13 protein-coding genes are annotated in these 20,108 nt (G+C 68.0%); 8 read left to right on the top strand and 5 right to left on the bottom strand.

The window, feature by feature from the left end:
* Positions 1-479: 479 nt before the first annotated feature.
* Entirely contained in the window at positions 480-2,423 is a 1,944-nt protein-coding gene (locus tag KA419_01915) for a hypothetical protein (protein ID MBP7864678.1), read from the bottom strand.
* Complete coding sequence (locus tag KA419_01910; protein ID MBP7864677.1) at positions 2,420-2,809, bottom strand: BlaI/MecI/CopY family transcriptional regulator; 390 nt, start codon at positions 2,807-2,809, stop codon at positions 2,420-2,422. Before KA419_01910 ends, KA419_01915 begins: the two co-directional genes overlap by 4 nt.
* A 174-nt stretch (positions 2,810-2,983) precedes the next feature.
* On the opposite strand from KA419_01910, the gene KA419_01905 reads away from it, so the two are divergent.
* The 6 genes from KA419_01905 (at position 2,984) to KA419_01880 (ending at position 13,808) form a co-directional block, all read left to right on the top strand.
* The gene (locus KA419_01905) at positions 2,984-5,485 is read left to right on the top strand and encodes a CocE/NonD family hydrolase (protein MBP7864676.1); all 2,502 of its coding nucleotides are present in this window, start codon (positions 2,984-2,986) and stop codon (positions 5,483-5,485) included.
* Positions 5,486-5,792: 307 nt separating this feature from the next.
* Positions 5,793-6,281 carry a J domain-containing protein gene (locus KA419_01900; protein ID MBP7864675.1) on the top strand — a complete coding sequence of 163 codons (489 nt, stop codon included), beginning with the start codon at positions 5,793-5,795 and terminating at the stop codon, positions 6,279-6,281.
* A 281-nt stretch (positions 6,282-6,562) separates the two neighbouring features.
* Positions 6,563-9,856, top strand: a complete 3,294-nt coding sequence (locus KA419_01895) for a hypothetical protein (GenBank protein MBP7864674.1) — start codon at positions 6,563-6,565, stop codon at positions 9,854-9,856.
* A 93-nt stretch (positions 9,857-9,949) separates the two neighbouring features.
* The gene (locus KA419_01890; GenBank protein ID MBP7864673.1) at positions 9,950-10,762 is read left to right on the top strand and encodes a hypothetical protein; all 813 of its coding nucleotides are present in this window, start codon (positions 9,950-9,952) and stop codon (positions 10,760-10,762) included.
* Between the two features lie 22 nt (positions 10,763-10,784).
* Positions 10,785-12,260: a nucleotide excision repair endonuclease gene (locus KA419_01885; protein MBP7864672.1), complete on the top strand. Its 1,476-nt coding sequence runs from the start codon at positions 10,785-10,787 to the stop codon at positions 12,258-12,260.
* A gap of 135 nt (positions 12,261-12,395) precedes the next feature.
* Complete coding sequence (locus KA419_01880; GenBank protein MBP7864671.1) at positions 12,396-13,808, top strand: YfcC family protein; 1,413 nt, start codon at positions 12,396-12,398, stop codon at positions 13,806-13,808.
* A gap of 937 nt (positions 13,809-14,745) precedes the next feature.
* Here the strand turns inward: KA419_01880 and KA419_01875 are convergent.
* From KA419_01875 to KA419_01865, 3 genes are all read right to left on the bottom strand, one after another.
* Positions 14,746-15,300 carry a hypothetical protein gene (locus KA419_01875; GenBank protein ID MBP7864670.1) on the bottom strand — a complete coding sequence of 185 codons (555 nt, stop codon included), beginning with the start codon at positions 15,298-15,300 and terminating at the stop codon, positions 14,746-14,748.
* Positions 15,301-15,396: 96 nt separating this feature from the next.
* Positions 15,397-16,704, bottom strand: a complete 1,308-nt coding sequence (locus KA419_01870) for an ATP-dependent 6-phosphofructokinase (GenBank protein MBP7864669.1) — start codon at positions 16,702-16,704, stop codon at positions 15,397-15,399.
* 624 nt (positions 16,705-17,328) lie between these two features.
* Positions 17,329-17,901, bottom strand: coding sequence for a DUF488 domain-containing protein (locus KA419_01865; GenBank protein MBP7864668.1), 573 nt, complete (start codon positions 17,899-17,901; stop codon positions 17,329-17,331).
* A 334-nt stretch (positions 17,902-18,235) separates the two neighbouring features.
* On the opposite strand from KA419_01865, the gene kdpF reads away from it, so the two are divergent.
* Together kdpF and kdpA are read left to right on the top strand one after the other, a co-directional pair.
* Positions 18,236-18,328 (top strand): K(+)-transporting ATPase subunit F, encoded by a 93-nt coding sequence (gene kdpF, locus KA419_01860; GenBank protein MBP7864667.1) that lies wholly within the window; start codon positions 18,236-18,238, stop codon positions 18,326-18,328.
* Positions 18,329-18,372: 44 nt separating this feature from the next.
* Positions 18,373-20,064: a potassium-transporting ATPase subunit KdpA gene (gene kdpA, locus KA419_01855; GenBank protein MBP7864666.1), complete on the top strand. Its 1,692-nt coding sequence runs from the start codon at positions 18,373-18,375 to the stop codon at positions 20,062-20,064.
* Positions 20,065-20,108 lie beyond the last annotated feature (44 nt).

Below are 20,108 nucleotides of genomic sequence, written 5' to 3'. Positions count from 1 at the left end.
CTCCGTTTCCCTGTTCTCAGAGAACTAACCAACATTCTTGAAGGCACAATTAAGGTAATTATCCTGCGATGTTGGATAAATGTCAAAGTATTTCTTGTCTTGAGGATCGTGGATTTTTCGGGAGAAAACCCGACGAGCATTCAGAGCAACCGATCAGCGGTCCGTCGCGGAGAGGTGCCCCGATTCATCATGGAAATGCCGGTCCGATAGACAGTTCGTCTATCGACCAGGGGGCGAGATTACGGTTTGTCAATTGAAGGATACTCGTTCGGTATCACACTTCGCGGTTTGGGATGAGGCTGTCAGCGACTGCTTCCGCTCGTTTCCGGAAAGATTCGCACCGGTTCAAGCGAATCTCGAGCCCTGTCGATTGGGCGTAAGGTAGAACGAAGAAAGTTGAGGCGCCGTGAAAGGACGAAAGGCCTGAAGCCACCGGTCCCGGTCCTGTAAACAAACGTCCGGAACCGGTGGTTTGGGGGTCATTTCGTCTCTGAGATCTCTCCCAGGGCTTTCTGGATGGATTCCTCGATCTTCCGGAGCTGATCGTCGCTGATGGGGAAGTTCGGGTCGTTGGCCAGGCGGTCCATCACCTTGCGGACCTGGTCCCGGGCCATCTCGATCCAGGGGCGGGCATAGGCGTTCGCCCGGGCGGCTTCACGCTCGAGCTTCGCCACGGCCTCGCTCATCTCCTTGCGGACTTTCTCCCGCACGCTGGAGAGATCGCCCAGTTCGGCGCGCACCCGGGCGATCTCCTGGCGGAGCTGCTCCCGGAACGCGGGGTCGTTCATTTTCTGACGGGCTTTTTCCAGCTGTTCCTGGATCTTCTTCTCCAGGGAAGGGTCGAGCTTCGCCGCGGCCAGGGACTCCTTGACGGCCTTTTCGATCTGGGGGCCAAGGTCCTTCAGCTCGTCCAGGGACTTGAGGGATTCCCGGACGGCGCGTGCGATCTCCGCCGCATCCACCGAGATCTCGCGGATTTGTTTGAGGGAGTTCTCGTCCAGTCCGATCGAAACGCCTCCCCGGCCGGGTTTCTCCGGCGGCTCGGGGGCCTCGGGGGGCTCCGGCGCCTCCGGCGGTTCGGGGGCGGCGACGGGAGGTGGAAGCGGCTGGGCGGGGGGCGCCGGCGGGGCCGGCGGGGCGGGCGGCGCCGCCAGGGCGGCCGGGAGGCACGGCATGGCCCAGGCGGGCGGGGACGGCGGGGCGGGCGGCTCACCCCCCAGGCCGGCCGGGTCGCCGGCGGGAACGGCCGCGACGGCGGTGGACGGGGAGAAGGGGGACATCCACGCCACGGCGGCCCCGAGGGTCAGGACACCGATCAACAAGGCCAGTTTCTTCTTCATGGTCGTCTCCTTGACGTCGGAATGGGGTTGCAGCAGGTGGCGGATCCGGCGTTCCAGCCGGGTGCGCGGGACCATGCCGACCGCCGCCGCGCCGGCGAAACCGGCGGCGCGCAGGTCGTACGCGAAGGCCACGAGCTGACGGGCATAATCGGAAGGGCGAACGCCCTCGAGCACCACGCGGGCGTCGGACGCCTCCTCCTGGGCCAGGGACATCTCCCGGAAGGCATGCCAGACGAGCGGGTTGAACCAGGCCAGGGCGCAGGCGGCCTTTCCCGCCAGGCGGGAGAGGGCGTCCCGGTGGCGGACGTGGGCCAGTTCGTGCAGGATGACCGCGCGGAGGCACCCGGGGTGCCAGTGCCGGGCGGTGCGGGGAAGGAGGATCACGGGCGCGAAGACCCCGAAGGTCAGGGGAGTCCGGACGGCGGGGCCGACGCGGAGGTCCGCCCCCTCCCGGGCCGCTTCCTCCCGCAGCGCCTGCCAGGCGGGGCCCGCAAGCGGTTCGGAATGCCGGACCAGGCGCCGTCCCGCCCGGCCCGCCAGGTAGCGGCGGAGCCCCACGGCGAGGGCCCCCGTTCCCCAGACTCCCAGGAGGAATTCCCGCCAGGGGAGCGGGGTGTGCACCGGGGCGCCGTTTTTCACGGCGGCGACGGGGGTTTCGCCGGAGCGCCGCGGTGAGCGGGTTTCCACGAGGCCGACCGCCCCGTCGGGAAGCGCCGTCTCCGACCGGGTGACGCCGTATTCCCGGGCGGCCGCGGAGGTGTTTTCGGAAGGCCCTGTTGAGCGGGTTTCCGCGGGGTCGACCGCCTCTCGGGGAACCGGCCTTGCGGGCGAGGCGGCTGCCTCCACGGCGGTCCCGGGGGCGACATCCGCCAGCAGGCCCAACCGGAGGCCGCCGCCCAGGAAGGCGGCAAAGGGCAGCAGGAGGACCAGAACCAGCACCGTCACCCACACGGCGTTGCGAAGCCGGGGCGTGCAACGCCGGATCAGGGGGGCGAGCGCAGTGGCCGCCAGGAGGAGCACCGCGCTCCGGAACATGAACGCGATGGCCTCTTGGGCGAGGAAGGGGATTTCCGGCAGGGTCATCGTCCCTCCTTGTGCGCCTTCTCGATGAGGCGGCGAAGCGTTTCGTACTCCGTTTCCGTGAGGGGGCGGTCCGCGGCGTCCAGCAGGGCGGCCGCGGCCTCCGCCGGCGACCCGTCGAAGAAGGTCCGGAGCAGGTGGCGGGCGGCGGACCGCCCCGCCTCCTCCCGCTCCCGGACGGGGACGTACACGTAGCGGGCGCCGTCCTGCCGGTGGGTGAGGTGCCCCTTGTGCTCCAGGATCCGGAGCATGGCCCGGACCGCCGAGTACCCCGGCGGGTCCGGCAGGTCCTGCATCACGTCGGCCACGGTGCCCTCGCCCCGGGCGAAGAGGGCGTCCATGATCTGCCGTTCGCGCCGGGACAAGCTTTCGGGTCGGGGTGTCTTCATCATCGATTCGCTCCCGCAACAGGTCGTTCCGGGTTATAGTACGACGGGTCGATGCTAAAAGTTCAGCACTTTGCTAAAAAATTAGCACTTTTTTTCGGTAACCCGGACCCGCCCGGTCCCGTATACTGTTCTCGATTGACGAATCCCTGCCCATTCCGGCGAAGGAGGACCCCCATGAATTTCCGCGGTTGGAAATCGATCCGGTGCGGACTTGCCCCGGTGATGCTGGCCCTGTGTCTCGTTTCCCTGCACGCCCAGGAGGCCCCGAAGGCGAAAGAGCCGGAGTTGACCGACGAACAGGCGGCCATGGCGACCTACACCCCTTCGTTGAAGGGCATGCCCGATTCGGGGGAATTCCTTCTTTACCTGAACGAGGAGAAACTGGCGACTCACCGGTTCGAGTGGAAGGCCGACGGCGCCTTCCGGGGGACCTTCGACCTGACGCTGGCCGGGCAGACCGTCAAGACCGAGACCCTCGTGTCGGTGGACGGGGAAGGGCGCTGGACGAAGGTGGAGATCATCACCCCCCGCGGCCCCCAGGCGGTGGAGCGCGAGGGTTGCCTGATCCGCCGGGAGTTCAAGGGCGAGAAGAGCACCGGGCGGATCGGCGCCGGGAGCCTCCTCTACCTGGACTACGCCCCCTCCCTCTTCACGGCCCTCATCAAGGCCGTGGACAAGAGCAGGAAGGAGAAGCAGACCCTGAAGGTCTTCGTCTCCGCAACGGTGGACATGGACGTGCCCGTGGAAATCCTCCCGCCCGAAACCCGCGTGGTGGAGGGGAAAGAGCAGACCTTCGAGCGGTACACCTTCAGCCTCGCCGGGATCGACATCACCGTCTGGCAGGACGCCGCCGGCAAGGTGGTCCTGGAGGACGTCCCGGTGCAGAAGGCCTACTTCGTCCGGCCCGGCTACGAGATCCTCGCGAAGAAAGCGGTGGACGACCCCCTTCTCTCGAAAGCGTCGTACGAGTACACGCTCGAGAAGGACGTCCTGGTGCCCATGCGCGACGGCGTCAAGCTGGCCACCGACCTCTACCGCCCGGTGGGCGTGGAGAAGGCCCCCCTCGTCCTCATTCGCACGCCTTACGGCAAGCAGATGCAGGAACTCGACGGAAAGTTCTGGGCTCGAAGAGGTTATGCCTGCGCCACCCAGGACTGCCGGGGCCGCTTTGCCAGCCAGGGCGTCTGGGAGCCCTTCATGAACGAGGCCGAGGACGGCTACGACGCCATCGAGTGGCTGGCCGTCCAGCCCTGGTGCACCGGCAAGGTGGGGATGATCGGCGCCTCCTACGTGGGGTGGGTCCAGTGGTGGGCCGCGTCCCGGAAACCGCCGCACCTGACCGCCATCATCCCCAACGTGGCGCCGCCCGACCCCCACTGGAACATTCCCTACGAGAACGGCGCCTTCTTTCTCCTGGGGTCCATCTGGTGGGCCAGGATCCTCGAGACCAACGCCACCGCGGACCTGACCGGCGAGGCCATGGCCGGGATCAACGAGGAGGACTACTCCAAGGTGCTCAAGACCCTCCCGGTCATCGACCTGGACAAGGTCCTCCTCAAGAAGGAAAACCCCTACTGGCGGAACTGGATCCGGCACCCCGACAACGACGCCTACTGGGACCGCGCCAACTTCCTGAAGCGGCTGAAGGACGTGACGATCCCCGCCTTCCACCAGTCCGGGTGGTTCGACGGCGACGCCATCGGGACCAAGCTGAACTACCAGGCGATCCGGAAGCCCGGGCTGAACAACCAGAAGATGACCGTGGGCCCCTGGGGCCACACCGACCGCGCCAGCCGCCGGATCGGCGACAAGGACTTCGGCTCGGAGGCCATCGTGGACCTCCAGCGCGACTACCTCCGCTGGTTCGACTTCTGGCTCAAGGGCGTGAAGAACGGCATCGACACCGAGCCGCTCGTCCAGCTCTTCGTCATGGACGACAACAGCTGGCGCAAGGGGAACACCTACCCTCTCGAGGGCACCGTGATGAAGGACCTCTACCTCTCCAGCGGCGGGAAGGCCAACACCTCGAAGGGGGACGGCCGGCTGGTCTGGGAGAAGGGCGCTTCCCCGGCCGAGACCGACCGCTACGTCTACGACCCCGGCGACCCCACCCCCTCCCCCGAGTTCCAGCCCACCAAGAGCAAGGAGGAACGGACGAAGGAAGTCCTTTCCGACGCCGAGGAGAAGAAGAAGGCCGAGGCCTTCCACCAGTCCGTGACCGACAGCCGGGCGGACATCCTGGTCTACGAGACCGAGCCGGTGAAGGAACCGCTGGTGATCTGCGGGCCCCTGTCGGCCACGCTCTACGCCTCCAGCTCGGCGAAGGACACCGACTGGTACGTCAGCCTCAGCCTGGTGGACGCCGAGGGCGGCATCCACGTCATCGGCAAGGGGAAGGTCCGGGCCCGCTACCGCAATTCCCTGGCGAAGCCGGAACCGCTGACCCCCGGCAAGATCGAGAAGTACGAGCTGGACCTGTGGCACACGGGCCTGAAGGTCAAGCCCGGCTGCAAGCTCCGGGTGGAGGTGGCGTCGGCCATCTTCCCGCTGTTCTCGCGCAACCTCAACACCGGCAAGAATAACGAGACGGAAACCGACTTCGTCAAGGCGGACCAGGTGATCCACCACTCGGCGAAGTACCCCTCCTGCCTCCACCTGCCGGTGCTGCCGAACTAGGGCGCGGGGCCGCGCACACAAGAAGTCCTGATCGTGATCTCACAGAGGCACGGAGGCACGGAGAAGAATCATAAGGATTTTAAAATGCGATTTGCATTTCTCCGTGCCTCTGTGAGAGAAAAGGACTTTTTTCGAGGGCATCATTTCTGATTCGCGTTATTCGCGGGAAATATCCCATTGGCGACCTTTTACGGGAGCATCAAGCTTTCCCCGGATGCGCCCTGGCCATCCGAAGGGCCTCCCGGCGCTTCTCCCGGGGGAAAACCGGAGGCTGGTCCCCTGAGCGATCGATGGTACAATCCCCTCCATGTGGAACCGGCCTCCGAAGAATTTCTACGACGTCCTGGGCGTGCCGCCGACGGCGTCCGCCGAAGAGATCCGGAGCGCTTTCCTGGCCCTGGCCAAGCAGTTCCACCCCGACCTGGCCCGGGACGCCCGCAGCCGGAAACAGTCCACGCGGAAGATGCAGGAGCTCAACGAGGCTTACGCCGTCCTCGGGCACGCGGACAAGCGGGCCGACTACGACGCCTCCCTGTCGACCCCGCCACGGCCGGAAACGCCCCCTCCGCCTCCGCCCCGCCGCCCCTGGCAACCGCCCGTCCCGCCCCCGCCCGAGCGGGAGATCGAGCCGGCCACGTACGGTTTCCTGCTGAAGTTCTTCCTCCTTTTTCCCGCCTTGATCGTGGTGCTGGGCATCCTGGGGTTCTCCGGCATCGACCTCTTCGTGCTCACCGTCCTCTGGTTCTTGGGCTTCCACTGCTTCCAGCAGTACCAGGACCCCCGGCCGAAACGGTGATAACGAATGTCAAAGATGACATCCCCGCAAAAAGTCGCGAAAGGGAAATTTCCCGCGAATAAAGCGAATAGACGCGAATTTATAACACGAATAATATCTGTCAGTTTTTGAATTCTGATTCACGTTTATTCGCGTGATTCGCGGGCAAAAAAGACTTTTTGCGAGCCCATCAAAGATAATATCGTAATAAACTGCCCGGGGAGCGCGGGTGTCCCGCCCGAATTTCAAACCGGCTGTATCTTCCCTTGATTACCGCCCGGCCCTGTGAAAAAATGAGCAGGATGCGGCGATTATCCTTTCCCCTTCGAATCCTGGCCGTCGGGTGCGCTGTCCTGGCCGGAGGCGCCCGGTTCGCACCCGCCCAGTCCGGCCGCGTCCTGTTCCACCGGATCGGAACCGACGAGGGGCTCTCCCAGAACAGCGTCACCGCCATGTGCCAGGACCGGCAGGGCTTCCTCTGGTTCGGCACCTACGACGGGCTCAACCGCTACGACGGGTACGCCTTCACGGTGTTCCGCCACGACCCCCGGAACCCGGGTTCCCTGTCCAACAACTGGGTGAACGGGCTCTGCCTGGACCGGGAGGGCCGTCTGTGGATCGCCACCGAAGGGGGCGGGCTCAACGTCTTCGACCCCCGCACCGCCACGTTCCGACGCTTGCGGCACCGCCCCGGCGACCCCGCCTCCATCGGCGACGACACCGTGCACTGCGTCCGCCCGGACCCCCGGGGGGACCTCTGGGTCGGGACTCCCCGCGGCCTCGACCGGGTCAGCCCCCGGGGGGAGGTCCTGGCGCACTTCACCCATCGTCCCGACGACCCGGGGAGCCTGAGCGACCCGTCCGTCCACACGATCCTTGTCGACGGCTCCGGCGGGCTGTGGGCCGGCACCCTCAACGGCCTGAACCGGCTCCGGCCCGGGGACGGGCGCTTCGACCGCTTCTACCCCGAAGCCGGCGCCGGGAAGGGCAGGGGGTCCCCCAACTTCATCGCCGCTCTCCACCCGGACCGGAAAGGCTTCCTCTGGGTAGGGACCGGGCAGGGGCTGTTCACCCTCGACCCGCGCACCGGCGTTTTTCGCCCACCGCCCCGACGCCTCGGGGCCCTCGTCGCGGGCGGGGGCGTGTCCTCCTTCTGCGAGGCGGACGCCGACAGCCTGGTGATCGGCACCAACACCGTCGGCATCGTGTTCCACCGCCCCTCCGACGGCAGTGCGTTCACCGCTTCCAACGCCCCGGAGGAGCGCGGGAGCCTCTCCTTCAACGTCGTCATGTCCCTGCTCCTGGACCAGAGCGGCATGCTCTGGGTGGGGACCATGAACGGGGTGAACGCGCTCTCCAACAAACAGAAGAACTTCCACTACATCGGGCGGGGGTCGGGGAGCGCCGAGAGCCTGTCGGCGGGATTCGTGATGGCGGTGCACCAGGACCCGTCGGGGGCCTTGTGGATCGGCAGCCTGACCGCCGGGCTGGACCGGTACGACCCGCGGACCGGCCGGTTCACCCACTACCGCCACGACCCCGCGCGACCGGATTCCCTGGGCATGGACGGCATCTGGTCGATCCTCATGGACCGCAAGGGGCGGCTGTGGGTCGGGACCTACGGCCGCGGGCTCGATGGCCTGGACCCCGCCACCGGCCGGTTCAGCCACTTCCGGGTGGACCCCCGGGCGGGCCCGGAGACGCCGGGGGACGTGATCCGGACCCTGTTCGAGGACCCGCAGGGGACCCTGTGGGTCGGGACCGACCGGGGGCTCAAGCGTTTCGACCCGGAGAGCGGCCGGTTCACCCACTTCGGGCCTGCCGCCCCCGCGGGCCGGCAGGGCGGGGATACGGTGGTGCGCGCCCTGGTCCGGGACCCGGGGGGAGACTTCTGGATCGGGATGTACGGGGGCGGCCTGGTCCGCCTCAACCCTGCGGACGGCACCTGGAAGCGCATCCGGCACGACCCTTCGAACCCGTCGGCGGGGATCAGCTCTGACTTCGTCCGCTGTCTCCACCTGGACGACCGGGGCATCCTCTGGGTCGGGACGGACCTGGGCCTGAACCGTTACGATCCCGCCCGGGCCGAGTGGAAACTGTACACGACCCGCGACGGGCTGCCCAGCGACGTGGTCTACGCGATCCTCCCCGACGCCTTCGGCCGTTTCTGGCTCAGCACCAACCACGGCCTGTCCTGCTTCGAGCCCGCCCGCGCCTCCTTCTGGAACTTCGACCGCCGCGACGGTCTCCAGTCCAACGAATTCAACCAGGGGGCCTACTGCCGGGGCCGCGACGGGGAACTCTTCTTCGGCGGGCTCAACGGCGTGACGCATTTCCGGCCGGAGACCATCCGGCCGAACGCTTTCGTGCCGCCGGTCTACCTCACCGACGTGCGAGTCTTCGACCGGTCCCTCGGCGAGGGCGCCCCGGACCGCCCGGCGACCCAGCCGCCCTTTCTCCGCGAGGTGCGGCTGCGTCACGACGAGAACGTCCTGACCTTCGAGTTCGTCGCCCTCAACTTCCAGAACCCCGAACGCAACGCCTACGTCTACACGCTCGAGGGGGTCGACCAGGGGTACATCCGGGCGGGGGCTCGCCGGTACGCCACCTACGGCAACCTCGCCCCCGGAACCTACGTCTTCCGGGTGCGGGCGGCCAACAACGACGGGGTGTGGAACAACCGCGGGGCCAACCTGACCATCGTCGTCGTCCCGCCCTGGTGGCGCACCTGGTGGGCCGTCACCCTCTACTGGGCGGTCGGGGCCGGCCTCGTCTTCACCCTGGTCCTCCTCCGGGTGCGGGCGCGCCTGCGGAAGATCGAGCGGCGCATGCTCCAGGAGTCCGTGGCCCGGCTGCGGGAGATTGACGCGCTGAAGACCGAGTTCCTCAACATCGCCTCCCACGAGCTCCGGACCCCTCTCACCTCGGTCGTGGGCTTCGCCCGGATGATCCAGAAGAAGCTGGACGAGGTCGTCTTCCCCCTGATCCCCCCCTCGGAGACCCGGGCGGGGAAGGTGTCCGAGCAGATCCGGGCCAACGTGGCGATCATCGTCGCCGAGAGCGAGCGCTTGACCGCCCTCATCAACGACCTCCTGGACATCGCGAAGCTGGAGGCGGGAAAGGTGGAGTGGAAGCGGGGACCGGTGGACGTGGCGAACGTCGTCCGTCAGGGGATGGCCGCCATCCGTCCCCTGGCCGACCCCAGGGGGCTCACCCTCGTCGAGGAGATCGAGCCCGGTCTTCCCGCCGTCCCCGGCGACCGGGACCGCCTGCTCCAGGTGGTCCTCAACCTCCTCTCCAACGCCGTGAAGTTCACGGACGCCGGGGAGGTGGCCTGCGGGGTTCGGCGCTGCGGGGACGCCCTCTTCGTGTCAGTCCGGGACACGGGCATCGGCATCCCCGACGACGCCCTCGCTTACATTTTCGAGAAGTTCCGGCAAGTCGGGGACTCCCTGACCGACCGACCCCGGGGCACGGGGCTCGGGCTGTCCATCTGCCGGCAGATCGTGGAGCACCACGGCGGCCACATCTGGGCGGAGAAGGGGCCCGGGTCCGGGAGCGTTTTCACCTTCACCCTGCCCGTCGGCACCGCGTAAAAGCCGGTTGCAATTCGTTTCCGGGACGGATTAGAATGCCTCCGCCCGCCGGCGAGCCCCGCGGCGGGAACCATCCGATCGAAGCGAGGGACAATGAGGAAGAAGGGACTTGTCATCGGGGCGCTGGTGTTGACGCTCGGCTTCCTGGTGATCGCCCGCGTCACCGGCCCCAATTTCCGGTACAGCGTCAGCCAGTCCGGCGACGGGTGGACCGTCACCCACCGGGCCCCCCGGGTCATCACCGACGCCGACCGATCGACGCTCCAGGTCCGGGAGACAGGGACCCTCGGGGCGGTCTCCGCCATCCGCCTGCTGGGGCGGGAACGAAAGTGGGAACCAGGCCGTTTCGAGGTGTGTGCCGGCGTCCCTCTCCAGGGCGCGGAGGGTTCGCGCTCCTGGCTTTTCCCCGTGGACCGGCGGCCCTGGATGACGAAGTACGACTACGGTTTCCGGATCACCCTCAAGGACGGCCGCGAGATCGACCTGCTCCGGGGCGGCGGCCTCATGACCGTCCGGTTCCGGGGCGACGTTCCCCTCGCGCTGACCCTCGTGCACGTCATCCCCATGTTCGTGGGCCTCTTTTTCGTGATCCTGGCCTGCCTCCTGGCCTTCCGCGAGATGCGGGACCGCACGTCGCCGCCCGGCGCCGTGCGGACCGGTTTCAAGGGCTGGCTCCTGATGGCGCTGGGGGGCCTCCCGCTGGGGTGGCCGATGAACTGGTACGCCTTCGGGGTCGTGTGGGAGGGGTGGCCCTTCGGCGCCGACGTGACCGACAACAAGACCCAGGCGGCCCTGCTGGCCTACGGGATCGGGCTGTGGCTCGCCCGGCGGTGGGGGAAGACCTGGCTGGTCCCGGTCGCCACCGCCGTCGTGGTGATCGTGTACCTGATCCCCCACAGCATCTAGGCGCCCGGGCCCCGGGGGACCCATGTCAAAGCTCGAGGACCGGATCTGGGAAGCCCTGCGGGAAGCGGGGGCCGCGGTGCCCGCCGACGAGCTGGCGTCCCGGTTCCTGGGCTCCGGGGCGGCCGCCGTCGGGGGGCGCGTGATCGAAACCGTGCTCGCCCGCGACCGCCGCTTCGCCCGTTCGGGCGACGGCTGGGCCGCGATCGAGGCCGTCCCGGACCCGTCGCCGAAACTCGAGGACTGCGAGTGGGTCGCCCTCGGCGGGGACCTCCTCCCCGTGGGCCCGACACGGGAACCGCTCCTCGCCGTCACCCGCTTCCGGCCGGGCGGCCCCGGCGGACCCGGCGCCGACGCCCCCTGCCGCACCGAACTCTACCTCCTCGACTCCCCCCGCGTTCCCCGGGGCCTGGCGGAGGACCTCCGGGACCGTTGGGGCTTCCCCTGCACCCTGGCCCCGGAACGAAAGGTCCTCCGCCTCCTGGACGAACTCCTCGCCGGCCGGGGCCTCTTCCTCCGACTGTACGCCTCCGCGCCGGTGGGAGCCCTTCTCGGCCTTGCGGAAGCCACGGGCACGGCGCTCCCCGAGCACTTCCACCCCCTGGCCGACGTGGCCCGGATCGCGCTGCCCGGCGGCGCCCGCCCGACGCTCGAGGACGTCCTCACGGCCCTGCACGTGGAGGTGCGGGGGGAGACCCCGCTGCAGACCGAGCTGCGGGCGCTGCCCGACCTGCTCCCCGCCCTCCTCGAGGAGTTGATGGCCGCCGGGCTGGAGACGCTGGCGGACGTTCCCGCCCGCCTCGCCGAATTCTGCCGCCCCTTCGACTTCGCGGGGCGGGCCTTCGGCGCCGCCGACCTCGAGGCGCTCCCCGAGGCCCCGGGGGTCTACCTCCTCCACGACGCCGACGACCGGGTCGTCTACGTCGGCAAGAGCGTCAACGTGCGCCGGCGGGTGTCGGGCTACTTCCGGTTTCTCGCCGAGGGGGACGTCAAACTGGAGAAGATCCAGGCCCTGACCCACCGCGTCGGGGCCATCCCCCACGGTTCCGACCTGGAGGCCTCCCTCGAGGAGGCCCGCCTCATCCGGGAGCTCCGGCCGCCCGTCAACACCCAACTGGAAATCCGGCCCGAGCCCGAGCCCAAGCCGCTCACCGAACCGGTGGTCGCCCTGCTCCCCCACGCCGACGAGGGCCGCGCCGCGGTCTTCGTCCTTCACCCGGCCGGCTGGGTCCACCGGCGTTCGCTGGAGCGGCGGGCGACGGACGTCCTCGGCCTGGAGCGGTTCCTGGAGAGCGCCTGCGGGGACGCCGCGGCCGCGCTCCCGGGCGCCGACCGGGAGGGGTTCCCCCTCGCCCTGCGCTGGCTGCGACGGAACACCCACCGGGTGGCGTTCTTCAAGTACCACGACCACCCGGACGCCCCGGCCGCGGTCCGGGCCCTCCTGGCGCTCCTTCGCGACTTGCCGCCGCCGGCGCCGCCCGAGGGGGGACCGGCGCGTTAATCCCTTGGCACGGAGAAGAGGCGTTCCCGTTCGCCGCGGGGATACCCAACGTCATCACCGGTCCCTGGTTTCTGTCTTCTTCGTTCGTGTGGTTCGTGGTTCAATTTCCGGTTTATCCGGGCCGGGAGGTAGGACATGGCGGAGAAACCGAAATTCAGGCTCCCTCACACCCTGGTGCTGATCTACGTCCTGGTGCTCCTGGCGTACGTCCTCACCCTGGCCCTGCCCTCGGGGCGCTTCGAGATGCGCACGGCCGTGATCGGCGGGACGGAGCGCTCCCTCCCCGTCGCCGGCACCTTCCACGCCGCCCCCAAGCCGCGGGTGGGGCCCGAGATCCTCCTGCTGGCCCCGGTGAAGGGTTTCGAGGACGGCATCGAGATCATCGCCTTCCTCTTCATCATTGGCGGGGCCTTCGCGGTGATCCTGAAGACCGGCGCCCTGGAAGCGGGGATCCAGCGCCTCTCGGCCCTCTTCGCCCGCCGCCCCTCCCTGCGGTGCCTGGTCGTCCCCGTGCTGATGACCGTGTTCTCCGTGGCGGGGGCCGTCTTCGGGATGTGCGAGGAGACCATCCCCTTCGTGCTGATTTTCATCCCTCTGGCCCTCTCCCTGGGCTACGACTCCATCGTGGGGGTCGCCATCCCCTTCCTGGGCGCCGCGGCCGGGTTCGCGGCGGCCTTCCTCAACCCCTTCACCGTGGGGATGGCCCAGAGCGTTTCGAAGATCCCCCTCTACTCGGGCATGGAGTACCGGCTGGTGCTGTGGGTCCTCGGGACGGCCGTCATCGTGGCCTACGTGATGGTCTACGCCGAGCGCGTCCGGCGACGGCCCGAGCTGAGCCCGGTCCGGGACATCGACCTGGCCCGGGACCTCCACGGCCTGGACCGTGCGGAGCCCCTGCCCTGGGGGTTCGTGCAGAAGCTGGTGGTGCTCCTCCTCGTCGCCGCCATGACCACCCTGGTCTGGGGGATCCTGGCGAAGCAGTGGGGCATCCCCGAGATGGCGTCGCTCTTCCTGGCCCTGGGGCTCGCCGCCGGCTTCGTGGGGAGGCTCACCCCCAGCGAGATCGCCGCCCTCATGGTCTCGGGCGCCAAGGACATGGTGGGCGTGGCCTTCGTCATCGCCTGCGGCCGGGCTTTCCTGATGATCCTCCAGGCGGGAGTGGTGGAGCACACCGTCCTCGAGGCCATGGCCTCGGCCATCTCCCTGGTGCCGTCGTTCCTCCGCGCCCAGGTGATGTTCCTGGCCCAGGCGGTGATCAACTTCTTCATCCACTCCGGGACGACGCAGGCCGTCCTGACCATGCCCCTGATGTCCCCCCTCGGCAACCTGGTGGGCATCCCGAGCCAGGTCTCCGTCCTGGCCTTCCAGCTCTGCGAGTTCGTCAACCCGGTCCTCCCCACCTCGGCCGTCACCATGGGGATCCTGGGGATGGCGGGCATCCCCTACGAGCGCTGGGCGAAGTGGTTCTTCCCCCTCCTCCTGATCCTGGTGGCCTTCAGCCTCCTGGCCCTCGTCCCGCCCACGCTGTTCTTCCACTACGGCCCTTGAGGAGAGGTGGTTAGGCTGAAGGCTGTTAGGCTGAAGGCTGTTAGGCTGAAGGCTGTTAGGCTGAAGGCTGTTAGGCTGAAGGTTGTTAGGCTGTAGGGCTGTAGGCTGTAGGTCCGGAGGAATTACCGTCGGTATCGGTATCGCAATCGGGATCGCAATCGCAATTGCTGTCGGTATCGCAATCGGGATCGGTATCGCCGTCGGTATCGTTATCGGTATCGCAGTCGCCGTCGTGTCGCAACCGCCGTCGAGATCGGCCGGGTCGCGAGGCTGTGGGTTGTAATCCTTGCAAAGAATACCCTTGACGTTCCCTCAAAAAGTGCCATCGCCAACCGGGCGATGGCTCGAACAAAGGCGCTCTCCAGAAACAAACTCGCAACCGATTTGGAAAGAACAGGTTGCGAAATATGGTTTCTGGTCGATTGGACGGCCATCCCGCCGCCCCCTCTCTCCAGAAACATATTCGCAACCGTTTTGGAGAGAATCGGTTGCGAAATTCGGTTTCTGGTCGATTGGACGGCGACCCCGCCGCCCCCGGAACGCGACGGCGGGGGGATCAGACGCACCCTGAAAGGGTGCGGGGAAGGCGGGTTTTTCCCGGCCGCTGCTCCCCGGACCGGAAAAGGGGAATTCCTTTGCGAGGCTTTGCATCCTGGCGCCTTTGCGAGAGACCTGTCAGGTCGATTCCGGGCCCGGATCGGCACAAGCGGGGCATTTTAGCCCTGGGGTATGCCGGACGACGCTGCCGGGATTCCCTTTTCCGTCCCCCCCATCGGGTACAACTGCTCTGAAAGGGGTGGGAGCCCACCGACGATCATTTTGGCAAAGATCTTACTTCGAAGGGACTACGCTTTCTCCGGGACCTTGCCCGGTGAAGTGGCCTCGGCAGGCAACCGGAAATGACAACATGTTGGCAAAAGCGCAGCCGCTAAAGCGCCTACCGGCTCTTCTGTTCGATCTTGATGCGCACGCCGCCGGCGCGGGCGGTTTCCACCTCGATCTCGGCCGTGGCGTTGGGCGCCTTGGCGAGCCGCCAGTACGCCTTGAAGGGCTTGTCCTGGAAGCCGGTCACCTGCCAGCCGGCCGACTTGATGTAGTTGTCGTAGAACGCCTTGACCTCCTGCAGGGTCGCCGTGGTGGTCAGCTTGACCTCGGTGATCCGGGCCCAGCCGCCCTTGCCGCTGCCCGTCTGCTGCTCCGCGACGGTCGCCCCGGGGTAGGAGGGGATGTCGGACCCCGTGTCCGCGGCGGGGGTTCCGCCTTCGGCGGGCGGCGGGGTCCCGGGGGCGTACGCCGCGGGGAGGCCCTCGCCGGTGCCGGCGGGCAGCGCCCCGGCATCGGGCGGGATCGCCGTGCCGGCGGGCGGGGCGGCGGCGGCGGGCTGGGCCTGGCTGGTGGCCGCGGGGGTGCCGGCGGCTTCCTGCGGCTGCTGGGAGCACCCCGCCAGCACGGCCGCGGCAACGAGCAGGATCACGCTCAACAGGGATTTCATATCGCCTCCTTCCACTGGATTCCGAGAGGGGGTTGACGACCTCATTCTATGCCTGCTCCCCGGCGGCGGTCAAGGGGTTCCTTCCGGGGCGGTCCGTCAGTGGAACACCGCCGGTTGGCCGGTGGCGGCCAGGACGCTTCGCCAGAGGCTCCCGTCCGTGAACACCCGTTTCTTCCGGCTGGTGGACAAGGCGATGGGGACGTAGGTGAAGACGTTGTTGGTGTGTCCCACCAGCACCCCGGTCATCCCCGCCATGCCGGCGTGGACGGCGTACCGGGCCAGCTGGTCCGACAGGACCCGGTCCGTGGCGTTGGCGGGGACGCTGCGGATGAAGTAGCTGGGGTCGAAGTACTTGACCTCCACCGTGGTGTCCTGCCGCTTGCAGTGCTCGCGGATCCGGTCCCGCAGGAGTTCGCCGACATCGTGCAGACGGACGTTCCCGGAGGCGTCGGTCTCGCCGGACTTCTCGGCGAAGAGGTCCTGGCCGGCTCCCTCGGCCACCACCACCACCGCGTGGCCGCGGTTGAGGATGCGCTTGTGGAGGACGTGGAGCAGGCCGTGCTCCCCCTCGAGGGAGAAGGGCACCTCGGGGATGAGGCAGAAATTCACCTCCTGGCTGGCCAGGGTGGCGCCGCAGGCGATGAAACCCGCGTGGCGCCCCATGAGCTTGACCAGGCCGATGCCGTTGGGTGCGCTCTTGGCCTCGTTGTGGGCGCACTCGAGCACTTCGCGCGATTTCTCGATGGCCGTGTTGAAGCCGAAGGACATGGAGACGTAGGGGATGTCGTTGTCGATGGTCTTGGGGATCCCCACCACGGCCAGCGGGTATCCTCGCCGGGACGCCTCCCGGTGGATCTGCAGGGCGCCGTTCTGCGTCCCCTCGCCGCCGAGGCACAGGAGCAGGTTGATCCGCTCCCGCTTGAGGTAGTTCACCATGACGGCCGGGTCCTGGGCGCCCCGGGAGGAGCCGAGCACGCTGCCCCCGGCGTCCTGGATGCGGCCCACGAATTCCGGGGTCAGGGGAATGGGAGGCTGCCCCTCCGCCGGGTTGAGGCCCTGGTAACCGTACCGGACCCCGAAGATCTCCCGGACGCCGTAGTTATGGTACAGCTCGAGGGAGGCCGAACGGACCACGTTGTTGAGCCCCGGCGAGAGGCCGCCGCAGGTGACGATGGCCGCCCGGGTCTCCTGCGGGTCGAAGAAGATCTTCTCCCGGGGGCCCGCCTTTTCGAAGAAGACGTCGCCGGGACGGTCGGCGGGGGTGTTCACCTCCACCTGGTAGCGCACCCGGGACTCGGGGTGGATGAAAAATTCCGGGAAACTCTCCCAGCGCTTGTCCCGCAAGGGGGACTCGATACGGGGTTCCCCGAGGGTGGGGACGACGGTCTCTTCGGGTCTGATCATGGTGCCCTCCCGGCGCGTGGTCCGCCGAGTCCGGTCGGCTTGACGGCGCCTTCCGAAGGGTAATCGCTTCCTCTCCCCCTGTCAAGGTCTCGAACCGTCCGCCGGCCGGGGGGCTCGCAACCCGTATGAACTTTCGTGTTCCTTGGCCGCACCCCCGCGACCCGTTTTCCTCCGCGGTCTTTGCGCCTTGGCGAGAGCGGGTCCGTATCCTGATCTCGCCAGGGCGCCTGCTTGTGCGGCATGCCCCATATGCGCCTCCTGCCGCGACGGCTCAGCCTGTCCCTATGGTCCCCTTGGTCGCTTGGTCCCTTTGTCCTTTAACGCCGTTTTTTCATCACGGTGCTTTCATGCCTGTTAAAAGCTTGTCACCCTCCGCTTTGTGCCTGCGCGCCGCAATCCACAAGATGCAGGGTTGGGGGCTGTCGTCGCCACGGTGGCCGCCGGTCCCGGCGGCGAACGCGTCCCCGGTTGCGACGGCGACAGCGATAGCGACGCGGCAGCGACGGCGACTGCGACGGCGATTGCGACTGCGATTGCGACTGCGATTGCGACTGCGATTGCGATACCGATACCGATTCCGATTCCGACCCCGACGGTAATTCCTCCGGACCTACAGCCTACAGCCTATTTCCTCCCCATCGACATGCGGGCATTTTGCAGGGCATAGGCCGTGTCGAGGATCTGTTCGCGGGTATGGAGCAGGTCGCGTTCCGGGATGCCCAGGTGTCGGAGGAGCCGCGTCTCCAGCTCCCCGTGTGTTTCGAGGGCGGCGTCGGGGCGGATGTGGGCGATGGGGACGCCCCGCTCGGCCATCCGGCGGGAGACGAGGATCGCGCGGTGGCAGAAGAGCGGGTCCTTCTCCGCGCACAGCAGCGCGACCCGGTAACGGGTCATCCCCTCCATCACCCGGTCCAGGCCCCGTCGGAACCGGTCGGTCCGTGCCAGGCGGACGTAGGAGACCCGTCCGTCCTCCCGGCAGGCGGGGTCGTCGCTGCGGGCCCCCAGTTCCTCCCCCAGGAAAACGTAGGCCGAGCCCATGGCCCGCAGGGAAACCCGGAGGGGCTCCCGGTTGTACTGGGGGTTGAAGCGGCTGTAAGGGCTTGACCGAACGTCCGCCACGGCGTTGATGCCGTGGGCCGCCAGGAGTTCGGCGAAGCGCTCGAGCGGGTGTGTGGAGTGGCCGAGGGTGTAGAGCAAGTTCTCCATCCCTTGAAGTTTACCGCTTCCGGACAGGAGAAGCAACGGCGTTGTCTGGCCACGGGGGGGCCGTGGTGGACGGGCATCGGAACGGGAAGGCGGGCACGGGAAACTCCCCGGGTCTCGGCGGAGAGTTCATGACCTCCGACGGCCTTGACGTCATCTTGACCCTTTCAACCCGCTTCTTGAGCCGCGATTGACGCGGGCGGGGATAATCTGAAGGAGAGCATGGGGGAGGTACGATGCAGGACCTGATTTTCCCGGTGGTGCTGGCGGTTTTTTTCGGGGCGGGACGCTGGCTGGCCCGCGCCTGCGACCGGCTGACGAGGGTGTCATGAACCTCTTCCACGTCATCGCCGGCATCCTGGCCGCGGGGCTCTTCCTGTACCTGCTCCGGGCACTCCTGAAACCGGAGGACTTCTCGTGAATTTGCACGACGGGGGGCAGATCGTCCTGTTCGTGGGGGTGCTGATGGCCCTGGCCTGGCCGCTGGGCGCCTACATGGCCCGGGTGTACGAGGGGCGGCGGACCTTCCTCCACCCGGTTCTGGCCCCGGTGGAGCGCGGGCTCTACCGCCTCTGCGGCGTGAGCCCGGGCACGGAAATGAGCTGGAGGGCCTACGCCGGGGCGCTCCTGTCGCTGAGCCTGCTGGGCGGCCTTGTGGTGTACGCCGTGCAGCGCCTCCAGGGCGTGCTTCCCCTCAACCCGGCCGGGATGGGCCCGGTCCCTCCCGACCTGGCCTTCAACACGGCGGCCAGCTTCGTCTCGAACACCAACTGGCAGTCGTACGGGGGCGAGAGCACCCTGAGCTACCTCACGCAGATGACGGCCCTGACCGTCCAGAACTTTCTCTCGGCGGCCACCGGGATGGCCGTGCTGGCGGCGCTGGTCCGCGGGTTCACCCGGCACTCGGCCCGGGGGATCGGCAACTTCTGGGTGGACCTGGTGCGCTCGACCCTGTACGTCCTGCTCCCGCTCTCGGTGGTCCTGGCCCTCCTCCTGGCCGGCCAGGGCGTGGTCCAGACCCTCGGGGGACCGGTCAGTGTGCGGACCCTCGACGGGAGTCCCGACCTAGAGGGGAAACCCGCCGGTTCCCAAACGCTGGCCCGGGGGCCCGCGGCCTCCCAGACCGCCATCAAGCTCCTGGGGACCAACGGCGGCGGGTTCTTCAACACCAACTCCGCCCACCCCTTCGAGAACCCCACGCCGTTGTCCAATTTCCTGCAGATGCTGGCCATCCTCCTGATCCCGGCCGGCCTCTGCCACAGCTTCGGCCGCCTGGCGGGGGACACCCGCCAGGGGTGGGTCCTCCTGGCGGCCATGCTGTTCGTGTTCCTGGCCCTGCTGGGGCTCTGCGTGTGGGCCGAGTCCCGGCCGCACCCCGGGTTGGCGGGGCTCGGTATCGACCCGCACCGGAGCGCCGACAACCCGGGCGGCAACATGGAGGGGAAGGAGGTTCGCTTCGGGGTCGTCAACTCGGCCCTCTTCGCGGTGGTCACCGCATCCACGTCCTGCGGGGCTGTGAACGGCATGCACGACTCCTTCTCGCCCCTGGGGGGGATGGCGCCCCTGTGGTTGATCCAGCTCGGCGAGGTGATCTTCGGCGGCGTGGGGTCCGGCCTGGGCGGGATGCTGGTGTTCGCCGTCATCGCCGTCTTCGTGGCCGGGCTCATGGTGGGCCGCACGCCCGAGTACCTCGGCAAGAAGATCGGGGCCGGGGAGATGAAGATGGCCGCCCTGATCATCCTGATACCGGTTTTTCTCACCCTGGCGGGAACCGCCGTGGCCGTGACGACGCCCGCGGGGTTGGCCGGCCCCTCCAGCCCCGGCCCCCACGGTTTCACCCAGGTCCTCTACGCCTTCTCCTCCGCCGCCAACAACAACGGGAGCGCCTTCGGGGGCCTGAACGCGAACACCCCGTTCTACAACATCCTGCTGGGGTTGGTGATGCTGGCCAGCCGCTTCTGGCCGATCATTCTCCTCCTGGCCCTCGCCGGTTCGCTGGCGGCCCGGAAAAAGACACCCGCGGGGGAGGGGACGCTCCCCACGAACGGCCCCCTCTTCGCCGCCTGGCTCACCGCGGTGGTGGTGATGGTGGGGGCGTTGAGTTTTCTCCCGGCGATGGCGCTGGGCCCCATCGTGGAGCACCTGCTCCCGCGGTGACCCCGGTTCCGCGCCCGGCACCCGGAGCACAAACCCGGTCGCCG

This window comes from Acidobacteriota bacterium (assembly GCA_018001935.1).
Taxonomy (GTDB): domain Bacteria; phylum Acidobacteriota; class JAAYUB01; order JAAYUB01; family JAAYUB01; genus JAGNHB01.
This window is presented reverse-complemented; position numbering and strand designations above follow the sequence as displayed.